The organism is Arthrobacter sp. AL05 (assembly GCF_029960715.1).
Classification (GTDB): Bacteria; Actinomycetota; Actinomycetes; order Actinomycetales; family Micrococcaceae; genus Arthrobacter.
Window position 1 is genome coordinate 1 of the sequence record NZ_JASBRC010000012.1, and the last position, 11,681, is coordinate 11,681.

Consider the following 11,681-nt stretch of genomic DNA (forward strand, 5'->3'; position numbering starts at 1 on the left):
ATCGCCCCGGTTCGCCGGAAGCTTCCGGCGAACCGGGGCGATTCCGGCGAACTCGGGCGCGGGAGGGGCTAGCGCGGGCGCGGGAGGGGCTAGCGCGGGCGCGGGAGGGGCTAGCGCGGGCCGCCCTGCCACACGGCGTCGAACGGTGCACCGGAGGGAACGCGGTTCCGGATCCCCGCCGTGACAAATTCCTTCGCGGTCCGGGCTGCCTCCAGCGGCGCCGCGCCCTTGGCCAGCTCGGCCGTTACCGCGGCAGCCAGCGAGCAGCCGGCGCCGGAGACGGCCACCTCGCCGACCTTCGGGGCGGAGAGGACCTCGAGCGTTTCGCCGTCGTAGTAGACGTCGACGGCGTCCGGGCCGGCCAGGCGCACACCGCCTTTCGCCAGCACCGCCGCACCGCTGAGTTCATGGATGCGCACAGCCGCGGCCTTGAGGGATTCGACGTCGGTGATCTCCAGCCCGGAGAGTGACTCGGCCTCGAAGTGGTTCGGCGTAACGAAGGTGGCCAGCGGCAGGATCTGCGCCTTGAGCGCCTGGTCGGTGTCCAGTGCATGGCCCGGCTCCTGGCCCTTGCAGATCAGCACCGGGTCCAGCACCACGTGGCGGAACTGTCCCGCGGCCAGCGCCGAGGCCACCGTGGAAATCGTCGCCGGGCTGCCAAGCATGCCGATCTTCACCGTATCCAGCGCGGACGGCGCACCGGAGGCGGCGCCGTACGCCGCCGTCGTTGCCTCCAGCTGGTCGGCGATGACCTGCTGGTCGATAGCGACAAAGCGGTGGTTCCAGTTGTCCTTCGGATCAAAGGACACGATGCAGGTCAGGTTGGCGATACCAAAGACGCCGAGTTCTTGGAAGGTCTTCAGGTCCGCCTGTGCGCCGGCGCCGCCGGTCGCCTCGGAGCCGGCGATGGTCAGGGCGACGGCGGGGTAGGGGCCCGCGTCGGAGGTCAGCTTGTCCACGGCGTAAGGAGTCATGGATCTATCCTGCCACCCCGGGAAATCCGGACGCATTGTGCGTATGACCAATATGAACACAACCCGAGTGGCCCGGATCACCGGGACTAGGGTGGCGGACGGTGTTGCTTTCTTGCGGCGCCGGATCCAGGAAGGTTCATCGATGAGCACCCAGCTGTCCGAAGCGGCGCAGACCAGAAAAGCCGTCAGCAATATTCTCAAAGGATCTGCCGGCAACCTCGTGGAGTGGTACGACCTCTACGTCTATACAGTGTTCGCGGCATATTTCCAGTCGCACTTCTTCAATCCCACCGACGACCTCCAGGCCGGCCTCGAAGCGATGGCCGTCTTCTCGACGTCGTTCCTGATGCGGCCGGTCGGCGCCTGGTTCTTCGGCCGCTACGCGGACCGCAAGGGACGCAAGGCCGCGCTGACCCTGAGTGTGACCATGATGTCCGCGGGGTCCTTTGCCATCGCCATCCTGCCCACGCAGCAGCAGATCGGCCTGTGGGCCTTGATCCTGCTGGTCCTCATCCGCGTGATCCAAGGCTTCTCGGTGGGCGGCGAGTACGGCACCAGCGCCACCTACATGTCCGAGGCTGCCACCACCAAGCGCCGCGGATTCTTCTCCAGCTTCCAGTACGTCACCCTGATCGGCGGCCAGATGCTGGCCCTGCTGGTTCTGGTCATCCTGCAGAACTCTATCCCCAAGGCCGATCTGGGCGAGTGGGGCTGGCGGATCCCCTTCGCGATTGGCGGCGTCGCCGCGCTTGTAGTCCTGTGGCTGCGCCGTTCGATGGAGGAAACCGTCTCGGCCGAACAGCTCGAGGCCGCCAAGGCCCCCGCCGTCGCCGGGCAGGCGCAGCCGGGCACCATGAGACTGTTGTTCACCAGCTACTGGAAGCCGCTGCTGATCTGCATCGGCATTACCCTCGGCGGCACGGTGGCGTTCTACACGTACACCAACTTCATCCTGAAGTTCATGAATGACACCTCCGGCATCGCCAAGACCGAGACCTCGGTGATCAACTTCTGGGCCCTGTTCATCTTTATGCTGCTCCAGCCCGTCTACGGCATCATCTCGGACAAGGTCGGGCGTAAGCCGCTGCTGCTCTGGTTCGGCATCACCGGTGTGGTGTTCACCTGGCCGCTGCTTTCCACCCTGGCCGGCACCAAGGATCCGTTCACCGCGTTCCTGCTGATGATGGGCGGCCTGCTTATTGTCGGCGGCTACACCTCGATCAACGCCCTGGTAAAGGCCGAGCTGTTCCCCGCGTCCATCCGCGCCCTCGGCGTCGGACTGGGCTACGCGATCGCGAACTCGCTCTTCGGCGGCACGGTCCCGCTGATCGGGGCCGCCCTGCAGAAGGTCGGCCAGGTGGACCTGTTCTTCACCTACGTCACAGTGGCCATCGCCATTTCGCTGCTGGTCTACATCTTCGCGCTCAAGAATAAGAAGTCCACGCACCTGGATCACGAGCAGGGCCACGCCTGGGAGTCCGCAGCGGACCGCGACGGCGAAGGCAAGGACCTCATCGACGCCACGCGCCGGTAGGGTGTGGATGCCGCGCGGACTAAGCGCGGACTCGGCGGGGACGACGGCGGACGCCGCGCGGACTCGGCGCGGACTCGGCGCGGACTCGGCGGGTTGCCGGCTGCGGGATTTCGGTTCCGGAAGCCGGCGGCCCGCCGTCGCCGTTAACTCAATCCGCGGCGCCCGAGGGCCGACGGGGTCCGCAAATCCGCTCCAGCGCCGGTTCCAGCGCAGGCTCCAGGAAGACGAACCCCGCGTCGAGCAGTTTCCGGGGTGCCACCCAACGGCTCTTGAGCACCAGTTCGGCCTCCGTTCTGATCAGCACGGCTCCGAGCTTGAGGAGCCATGCTGGAGTGGGCATGCCCCACGGCGCTCCGAGGGTGCGGCGGACCGCCCGCATCAGGTCGCGGTTGGTCACCACGTCCGGCGCCGCGATGTTAACCGGGCCGGCAAGGTCGGTGCGCCGGCTCAGGAAGCGCACTGCACGGTAGAGGTCCTCCACCTGGATCCAGCTGAATTTCTGCGTCCCTGGGCCCATGGCTCCGCCCAGGCCCAGCCGCGCGAGGGTCGCAAAGGGCCGCATCACCCCGCCGCCGGGCCCCAGCACGATGGCAATCCGCAGCGCCACCTTCCGGGTCTGCGGCGTCGGCGCCTGGTTGAGGGCCGCTTCCCAGGCGCGGGCGACGTCGACGGAGAACCCGGTGCCGAGCTCGCCGTCGTCCTCAGTTTGGGGCCGGTCCTCCGCGTGCCGGTAGATTGTTGCCGTGCTGGCGTTCAGCCAGGCGACGGGGGGAGTGCTGCAACGTGCAAGGGCGCGGCCCAATGCCGCGGTGGTAGACACCCGGGAGTTCAGGATTTGGGCCCTGTTCCGCCCGGTGTAGCGGCAGCTCACCGAACGGCCCGCGAGGTTCACGAGGAGTTCGGCGCCGTCGAGTGCGGCGGTGATAGCGCTGTCGTCACCCCAGCGAGCCGTATCAGCGGGGGACCGGCCGATGGTCCGGACGTCCCAGCCGTCCTGCCCGAACCGGCGGCGGAAATAGCGCCCGATGAATCCAGAGGCGCCGGCCACGACCACAATGCTTCCGCCCATAGTTCCCCCATAATTGTGAGTTGATGCCCGGTGTTAGCCCCGGACCGTGCGGCCTAAGTCCATGGCGTCGTCCAGGATCCTGCCGACGCCTGGAATTCTCGTGAGCGAGAGCCCGCGGGCGATCAGGGGGGCGGCGCCGTCAACAAGTTTCCGGGTCCGGCGTTGCCCCTCCGAGGTGTCGTACACCCAGAAGAGGGTGACCCCCATGTACCCCAGCCAGAGCAGCCCGGGCAGTTCCGCCCGGAGCCTCCGGGGCGGCCCCGGGCGTGCTCCGTCTACGGCGGCGCGGAAAATGGCCAGCGACGCTTCCCGGGCGCTGCCGGATTCTGCGTTGAACGGGTTGACGGGCGACGCCGGGCGGATGGCGGTGGCGATGAAATCGGCGCCGAAGCGGTGGTACGGCGCCATAACGTCCAGGCCCGCGTGCATTGTCGCCTTCAGCCTGGCGCTTAGGTCGTTAAGCCCGGCGACGGCCTCCGCGGCCCTGTCCGCGTGCTGGCCTTGGACCTGGAGATAGAGCTCGTGGACCAGGTCATCCTTTGACGCGAAGTAGTAATAGGCGTTGCCGACGGACACTCCGGCCTCGGCCGCAATGGCGCGCATGGTGGCTTTTTCGAAGCCGATGTCACGAAACATCCGCAATGCGACGTCCGCCACCCGCTGCCGGGTCTGATCGCTCTTGGCTGCCATGGTCGTCCTCATTTCTGAACGTGTTCAAAAAGTGTGGCACAGGTTTTGAGCGTGTTCAAATTTGTGAGTGCGTGGCTGTGCGGAGGTATCCATAGCCGGGGCTGGGCCGCGGCGGGCGGCCGGCCCGGCCAAGGTGCGAGAATGGAAGCGGTTCCCGGCGCGCTGCACCGGAGCCTCCAGTGCTAATACAGCCGGCCACCCCGGGCCCAGAACCGTTCCGGACCGCCGAGCGAACCACTACGAATGGATTACCCATGACTGCCGCCAAGACCTTCCCTGCTGCCGCCCCGCCAAAGTTTGCCACCATTGGATCGCCGTATTTCGGCATCATGCTGGCTGTTATGGCAGTGGTGCTGATCCTTTCCAACATCGGCGCATCCAAGGGTGTGGCGATCGGGCCCATCATCACCGACGGCGGGTTCTTCCTCTTCCCGCTCGCGTACATTTTGGGCGACGTCATCAGCGAGGTCTACGGCTTCAAGGTGGCACGCAAGGCCATCGTGACCAGCTTCGCGCTATCGGTGTTCGCGTCCCTGTGCTACTGGATCATCATCGCCCTCCCCGGCTTCGGGGACGAGTATGGCCTTGCCAAGCAGTCCGCACTGGAGAGCGCCCTGGGGCCGGTCCCGCAGATCGTATTCGCCTCGCTCCTGGCCTTCTTCGCGGGCCAAACGATCAACTCCTGGATCCTCGTGAAGATGAAGGCCCGGACCGGGGAAAAGTCACTCTGGGCTCGGCTGATGGGATCCTCCGGGGTGGGCGAGTTTGTGGACACGCTGATCTTCTGCAGCATCGCAGCCTCCGTGATCGGGATCAGCGACGGCGCGATGTTCGTGAACTACGTTCTGGTGGGTTTCCTCTACAAGACCCTCGTGGAGTTTGCGTTTGTGCCGCTGACTTCACTCGCCATCGGCTGGGTGAAGAAGCGCGAGCCAAGCTACGGGGCGTAAGCGCTCACTCCACTTCCGCCGAAGTCGCCGGAAACGTGCCAAGTCGCCGCAACGTTCCGGCGATTTCGCGGGCATCCGGCGAACTCGGGGCGGCGGGCTCTTGGCTCAGGACGAGTGGTGCCGGCCCGTCAACGCCCGGAGCACACGGTTCTTGAATTCCTGTTCGCGGAAGAGGTCTTTCCACTCGACACGGAGAAAAAGCCATCCTTCCTCCGTCAGGGCCTTCTCGCGTCGCCGTTCCTCGAAAAGCACTTCCTCGGTGGGCCGAAAGTCAAAGTATTTGACCTTGCCGTCGAACTCCACGGCCACCTTTTCCTTCTTCCAGGCGAAGTCCAGTCGATGCCGTCCGATCCGGCTCGTGACTTCAACCTGCGGTTCGGGCATCGAGATGCCCAGCCGGAGGAACAGCTCCCGGGTCAGCGTTTCGCCGGGGGATTCCGAGCGAACGTCCGCCGTGTCGAGTACTCGGCGGAATGTGCGGATGCCGCGGCGGCCCTCCAGTGAATCAGCCATCTCCTGCAGCAGAGACCTGTCCGCACCAAGACGCAGCGCATGATCCATAACGATGAGCGCCTGCCGATAGCTCAGCAGCATGGCGCAATCCGCGGCTGTCCGCTCCAGCGAGGTTGTTCGCAGACCGCCCACTTGTGTCAGCTCAGTGTCGGAGAAGGGTCGTGTGTGGCACCGAACATCCTTGCCGTGGCGCTCGGCCGACGGGCGCACCCGCTGCAGGACATGGATTAGCTCGTCCACGTTCCAGAGATAGAGGCGGTGCAGACGAGCTGCGGAAGTGTGGCTATAGGCGAAGGCCCCGGTTGATGTGGTGAGTGTTCCGTGTGCATGTGCATAGATCAACTGCCGGCTGCGGACCGGTGCCGGCAGAGCGTTCCACACGCTGCCACGGGCATAGCAGCCGTACCGCAGGCGAACGAGCGAACCCGAGTCCAGCAACGACTTGATGGACCGGGAGCCGTAGCCCAGGTCGATTAGCTGGTCAGTGCGCCAAAGGTTTCCACGCGGCGGAAGCGTGAGCGGCTTCTGTTGAGGCATGACGCCAGTTTCGGGCGCCGCGGGGAGTTCCCGGGAGGCCCCGCCGTCGCTATGTGGAAACACGACGTCGCCGGAAGCCTGCGAGTTCGCCGCGGCCTTCCGGCGACATGGCACGCTTTCGGCGACTTCGGCGACAGGGCCGCCCAGCGGCTAGGAGTAGTAACGGCCCAGGGTCTCGGCCTTGAAGTCGAAGAAGGTGCCTGCCTCGATGGCAAGCCGGGCGTCATCGACCATCTTCACCACAAAGCGCTCGTTGTGGATTGAGATCAAGGTGGCTGAAACCATTTCCTTGGCCTTGAACAGGTGGTGGATGTAGGCGCGGGAATAGTTCAGGCAGGCGTAGCAGTCGCAGCCTTCCTGTAGCGGCCCGAAGTCGCGCTTGTACTTGGCGCCGGAGAGGTTGTAGCGCCCGGTGGGGTGATAGAAAGCCGAGTTCCGGGCCACCCGGGTGGGGGAGACACAGTCGAAGGTGTCCGCGCCATTCTCGATCGCTGTGAAGATGTCGTCGGGCTCGGAAATGCCCAGTAGGTGCCGCGGCTTGTTCTCCGGCAGTTCCTCGTTGCACCAGCGCACGATCGTGCCCAGGTTTTCCTTCTCGAGCGCCCCGCCGATGCCGAAGCCGTCGAAGTTCATGGCGCCGAGGTCGCGGCTGGCCTTGCGTCGAAGGTCCTCGTACTGGGCGCCCTGGAGGACGCCGAACAGTGCCTGATAGGGCTTGCCGGTCCGCTCCGATGTCAGCCGAAAATGCTCGGTGATGCAGCGCTCGGCCCAGCGGCGGGTGCGCTCCAGGGATTCCTCCTGGTAGCCGCGGGAATTCTGCAGGGTGGTCAGCTCATCGAAGGCGAACATAATGTCCGCGCCGAGCTGATGCTGGACGTTCATCGAAATTTCCGGGCTGAAGCGGTGCCGGTCGCCGTTGAGGTGGCTTTTGAACCACACACCTTCCTCGTCCACGTGGGCCAGCCGCTCCTTGCCCGGGGCGACAGCGTCATCCGGCCCCGACTGGTCCACTGACTTCATATCGATGACCTTTTTAAAGCCCGAGCCCAGGCTCATCACCTGGAACCCGCCGGAATCCGTGAAGGTGGGGCCGGGCCAGTTCATAAACGCGCCCAGCCCGCCGGCCTCGTCCAGGATGTCCGCCCCGGGCTGCAGGTACAGGTGGTAGGCATTGGCGAGGACGGCCTGGGCTCCGAGCCCGGCGATGGATTCCGGCAGCACCGCCTTGACCGTGGCCTTGGTGCCGACGGCGATAAACGCCGGGGTTTGGATCTCACCATGCGGTGTGCTGATGGTGCCGGTCCGGCCGAGGAACTCCCCGCCGTTGGCAGCGATCTGGGACGCCGACGGTGAACAGCTTTCACTAAGGCGTTTTCCCACCCGGAAGGAAAACTCGGACTGCCGCGCTGGCAGGGGCGATGACACTGGTGATTCAGGATTGGCTGGCACCGTTCAAGTGTGCCAGCTAACAGGCGCCAACCCTTAGTGCAGCGGATCGGATGTGGGGTAGTTCTCAGCCCGCCAGGTGTCCCAGTACGTGCGCACGGATCCGAGTTGGTGCGCCCCGAGGTCGTACGTGGAGACGATGACCAAAGACCCGCCGTTGGGCCGGACATCGGGGATGACCGGCTGGTCCGCCACGATGACCAGGCCCTCGCCGTGTTCTGCATAGTGGTGGACTGTGAGTCCCACCTGGTGGTTGCTCCGGAACCAGACCTTGCCGGCAACCTTCTCACCCGTGGCAAGGGCGAGCGAATACGGCTCGCCGGGCGGGGGAACATCGGACAGGCCGAGCCTTTCGATGGCGGACCCCTCGGTGCCGGGAACCGAGAAGAAGAAGGTCCGTCGCCTGCCGTGCGGGTGCCGTTCAAGGGCGAACCGGAGCTGTTGGATGAAGGTCAGCCAGCCTTGGGTGATGTCCTCGTCCCAGGCGGCCCACTCGGAGTGATGGTCCACTGCGGCCCGGGTGACACTTAGCTCCGTGCCGGTCGGGACCGGTCTCAGGGTGAACACATCCCCGCCGTCGACCACGAGCGAGGTGTGGTCGGCGCCTTCAACGACTTTGGGACTGAAATAGATCTCATCGATCTCGGCCGCCTGGTCATCGGCTTCCCAGCCGTGCCACTGGGCAACCAGGGAGGGTTCGCGCAGCATTGTCCAAACCTGCTGCGCGTCGGAGTTAATGACAACGCTCAGATTGTTCGTCATGGGCTGAATCTACAACGCCCGGCCACCAGGGGGTAGGGGGCAAAACACCTCAGGAACGGACGGATTCGAGTTCGTTGCCGATCCGGCGTTCCAGCTCCGGGACGCCAATGGTTTCCGAGCCGCCGTGCGCGCGCAGAAACAGCAGCGCCTCGAGCCGCAGTTGCCGCCACTCGCGCTCCGCATCCGGATTCGAGTTGTCCATGGCGCGGAAGATCTCTTTGTCGTAAAGGTTCGGTTCATTCAGCGAGCGCTGGCGGACCTTGGCGTTGATCCGGGCCTTAAACGGGTCCGCCTCCATGGAATCGGGGGCGCGGAGGAACTTCTCGTAGGCGGCTGCGCGTTCGGTCTCGCCGAGCTGGCGGCAAATGTAGCTGGACAGGGCCAGGGAAGCCTCCACCGAGGCCCAGCGGCCGCGGTTTCCGTCGAACGGCAGCACATTAAGCAGATCCGCAACGGCGAGCGCGTTGTCGGCGTCCTTGAGGACAATGAACAGTTCCTGGGCCAGGTCGCTGAGGTCTTTGAGGCAACTCCCCGACTTCGTGTTGATGCCCTTGGCGAGCCGTTCGCTCAGCAGCAGCACGCTCACCGAGCTTGGGTGCGCCTCTGCCACAGCTGCCACGACCGACTCGGGCGTTCCATGCGGGGCAGGGATCAGCGCGAGGTCCTCGTCGCTGGGGCCACTCACCAGCGGCGGAACGGGCGGCAGCGGAGGGACCACGACGCCGGGGACGGCTCCGCTGGCTGCCTCCCCGGGACCGCTTGTGCCGCCGGCACCGGATTCCACGCCGCCGTCAGCCAGCGACGGTTCGACGAGCTGCAGGAGCGAGCCGGAATCCTCGGAGGCAGATTCTTCCGCTTCGGACGCGGACTCCAGAATCAGGACCGTGGAGGCTGCCGCAATCCGGAGACCGCCGCCTCCGGTGAGGGTCGCCAGGACCATGGCAGGCGTCCCGAAGTCGTCGTTTTCGATGTCCACACGCTGGATTTCGGCAGAGCGGGTGCCGTCGGGCAACAGCAGATGATCGCCGCTCTGCAACGAGCCAGCCTGCTGTTCAATGTAGTTCGGGGCGGCCGGTGGGTAAGTCATCTGGAGTCCTTAAATTCTCTTGCGGTCCGCCCAACAGTCTACAAAGGCGCGGGGAAGTCTGGGACGCGGGCTCCGGTCAGTTCCCGACGCCGGCGAAAGCCAGGGCCTGGCGGATCAGGGCCCCGCGGCCGCCGCTGAATTCCAGCTGGACGTCCGAGCTCATGACTTCCTGCGGGGTCATCCAGGTCAGTTCCAGCGCGTCCTGCCGGGGGGAGCATTCACCGGTGACGGGGATGATGTAGGCCAGCGCCACCGCATGCTGGCGGTCGTCGGTGAATCCGGTGTGGGACGGGGACGGGAAGTACTCCGCCACAGTGAACGGCACCGGACTAATGGGTAGCTGTGGGAAGGCCAGCGGGCCGAGGTCCTTCTCCATGTGGCGCAGCAGGGCCGCGCGGATGGTCTCGCGGTAGAGCACCCGGCCCGACACCAGGGAGCGCACCATCGTGCCGTCCTCCTCGGCCTGCAGGAGGGTACCGACCTCGTTGACGAACCCCAACGGGTCCAGCCGGACCGGAACGGCCTCGACGTAGACCATGGGCAACCGGCCGCGCGCCTCGAACAAATCATCGTCGGAGAGCCAGCCGGGGTTCGGGTCAGGAGTGCGAACGTTCATGGTTAAGTTCTACCCCATCCCCGCCCGAACACCGTGACGCAGCTCAGCTGGCGGGCACCGATTCCGGTGGTTCGCCGGCCGGTGCCGCGGAAATCCAAAGCGGCGGGTGGGCGGCCCCACCGTCCGCATCGGGGTTGGCTGCATGCAGGGTGGGGACGGCGGCTTCCTCGATGACCGCGGCCTCGTGTCCCGCCGCGATGAGGCGCTGGCGGAGGCCGTCAAAGTCACCGTCGTATTCGAAGCCCAGGCCGGCACGCCCGGCGCCGGTGCCTGCACCGACCATAAGGACCCCGCCGTTCTTTGCCGTGAATGCTTCGGATTCCACGGCGTCCGGGTCGCCCGGGGCCGGGCGGGGCCGGGCGCCGATGTCACGCAGCGTTTGAGCCGCCGTGACGGCGTCTTCGGAGAACCAGACTTCGACGACGGCGATCCCCGGGTCCGCGTCCGCTGGTTCCACCCAGCTGCCGTCGGCGGCGCGCGTGGCCGGGTCGGCGAGGAAAGTGAATCCGTCCGCGGCGGTGACGCGGCAGGAAGGGCCGTGGTCCGCGTCGATGAGTTCCGCGGTGGTGCCGGCCTCCTTGGTCCGCCGGGCGAATTCCTTCAGATCGCCTACTTCGACGCCTAAGGATGTAGTGCCGTCCTCAGCCGCGCCCGGCTCGACGAAGTGTAGGGCGAGGCGGCCGGAGCCGGCGTCGAACTCCCGCCAGGTGGGCTCGTCGACGGTCTTGACCATGCCCAGGGCGGTGAGCAACCGCTCCCATTCATCAAGACGGGAGGTGAAATGGATCGGGCGGACGCGCAGCATCGTTGCTCCTCGGGGTGTGATGGATTCCAGCTGACAGGGATATCGTCCCACCAAAGCAACCCCTGTTGTCAGAGTCGCGGGGCACAATGGTGCCATGGTTGCTGAACTTGAGGAACTGCTGGTCCGGGATGCTGCCCAGTGGCGCGCCTGGCTGGAGGAACACCACGCGGGAAGCCCCGGCGTGTGGCTGGTGCTGCATAAAAAAGGCGGGACGGTTACGGAACTCGACTATGAGGCCGCACTGCAGGAAGCCCTCTGTTTCGGCTGGATTGACGGACAGGCCCGGCGCCGCGACGGAGAGAGTTCCTTTCAGCGGATGACCCGCCGGCGGCCGAGAAGTGTGTGGTCGGCCCGGAACGTGGAGCGGATCGGCCGCCTTGAAGCGGCGGGCAGGATGGCTCCTGCCGGGCGTGCCGCCGTCGAAAGCGCCAAGGCTGACGGACGCTGGGAGGCTGCCTACGACGGGGCGGCTTCGGCGCAAGTGCCCCCGGACCTTGCCGCAGCCATTGCCGCCGAGCCGCGGGCACAGGCAATGTTCGACGTCCTGACCTCCGTGAACAGGTACGCCCTGATCTACCGGACCAACGCGGTCAAGCAGGCAGCCACCCGGGAGCGTAAGATCGCGGCTTTCGTCGAAATGCTCGCCCGGCATGAAACCCCGTATCCGCAGACCAAACGGCCAGCTGTCCCCTAGGGAT

At 65.9% G+C, this 11,681-nt stretch carries 12 protein-coding genes; 3 read left to right on the plus strand and 9 right to left on the minus strand.

The annotated features are described in order from the left end of the window. Nucleotides 1-110: 110 nt before the first annotated feature. Nucleotides 111-974, minus strand: a complete 864-nt coding sequence (locus QK287_RS14150; RefSeq protein WP_226773193.1) for a hydroxymethylpyrimidine/phosphomethylpyrimidine kinase — start codon at nucleotides 972-974, stop codon at nucleotides 111-113. A gap of 142 nt (nucleotides 975-1,116) precedes the next feature. Here QK287_RS14150 and QK287_RS14155 point away from each other — a divergent pair, with 142 nt between their 5' ends. Further along, nucleotides 1,117-2,508, plus strand: a complete 1,392-nt coding sequence (locus QK287_RS14155) for an MFS transporter (RefSeq protein ID WP_226773194.1) — start codon at nucleotides 1,117-1,119, stop codon at nucleotides 2,506-2,508. Between the two features lie 148 nt (nucleotides 2,509-2,656). Here the strand turns inward: QK287_RS14155 and QK287_RS14160 are convergent, their stop codons facing one another. Continuing rightward, nucleotides 2,657-3,577, minus strand: coding sequence for a TIGR01777 family oxidoreductase (locus tag QK287_RS14160; RefSeq protein WP_282360499.1), 921 nt, complete (start codon nucleotides 3,575-3,577; stop codon nucleotides 2,657-2,659). A 33-nt stretch (nucleotides 3,578-3,610) separates the two neighbouring features. Beyond that, a complete protein-coding gene (locus QK287_RS14165; protein ID WP_282360500.1) occupies nucleotides 3,611-4,267 on the minus strand; it encodes a TetR family transcriptional regulator in 657 nt (218 codons plus the stop codon). 254 nt (nucleotides 4,268-4,521) lie between these two features. Here QK287_RS14165 and QK287_RS14170 point away from each other — a divergent pair, with 254 nt between their 5' ends. Then, nucleotides 4,522-5,217, plus strand: a complete 696-nt coding sequence (locus QK287_RS14170) for a queuosine precursor transporter (RefSeq protein WP_282360502.1) — start codon at nucleotides 4,522-4,524, stop codon at nucleotides 5,215-5,217. A 105-nt stretch (nucleotides 5,218-5,322) separates the two neighbouring features. On the opposite strand, the gene QK287_RS14175 is transcribed toward QK287_RS14170, so the two are convergent. The 6 genes from QK287_RS14175 to QK287_RS14200 form a co-directional block, all read right to left on the minus strand. Beyond that, entirely contained in the window at nucleotides 5,323-6,267 is a 945-nt protein-coding gene (locus QK287_RS14175; protein WP_282360503.1) for a hypothetical protein, read from the minus strand. A 150-nt stretch (nucleotides 6,268-6,417) separates the two neighbouring features. Next, a complete protein-coding gene (tgt, locus tag QK287_RS14180; protein ID WP_226773199.1) occupies nucleotides 6,418-7,716 on the minus strand; it encodes a tRNA guanosine(34) transglycosylase Tgt in 1,299 nt (432 codons plus the stop codon). A gap of 33 nt (nucleotides 7,717-7,749) precedes the next feature. Continuing rightward, the gene (locus QK287_RS14185; RefSeq protein ID WP_282360504.1) at nucleotides 7,750-8,475 is read right to left on the minus strand and encodes an SRPBCC domain-containing protein; all 726 of its coding nucleotides are present in this window, start codon (nucleotides 8,473-8,475) and stop codon (nucleotides 7,750-7,752) included. 49 nt (nucleotides 8,476-8,524) lie between these two features. Continuing rightward, on the minus strand, nucleotides 8,525-9,562 hold the full coding sequence (locus QK287_RS14190) for a DUF6707 family protein (RefSeq protein WP_282360506.1): 1,038 nt from the start codon (nucleotides 9,560-9,562) through the stop codon (nucleotides 8,525-8,527). Between the two features lie 76 nt (nucleotides 9,563-9,638). Continuing rightward, nucleotides 9,639-10,178 carry an NUDIX hydrolase family protein gene (locus QK287_RS14195; protein WP_226773202.1) on the minus strand — a complete coding sequence of 180 codons (540 nt, stop codon included), beginning with the start codon at nucleotides 10,176-10,178 and terminating at the stop codon, nucleotides 9,639-9,641. A gap of 43 nt (nucleotides 10,179-10,221) precedes the next feature. Beyond that, nucleotides 10,222-10,983, minus strand: a complete 762-nt coding sequence (locus QK287_RS14200; RefSeq protein WP_282360507.1) for a VOC family protein — start codon at nucleotides 10,981-10,983, stop codon at nucleotides 10,222-10,224. Nucleotides 10,984-11,077: 94 nt separating this feature from the next. Between QK287_RS14200 and QK287_RS14205 the strand changes: the two genes are divergently transcribed. Continuing rightward, on the plus strand, nucleotides 11,078-11,677 hold the full coding sequence (locus QK287_RS14205) for a YdeI/OmpD-associated family protein (protein ID WP_226773204.1): 600 nt from the start codon (nucleotides 11,078-11,080) through the stop codon (nucleotides 11,675-11,677). The last annotated feature ends 4 nt before the right edge of the window (nucleotides 11,678-11,681 follow it).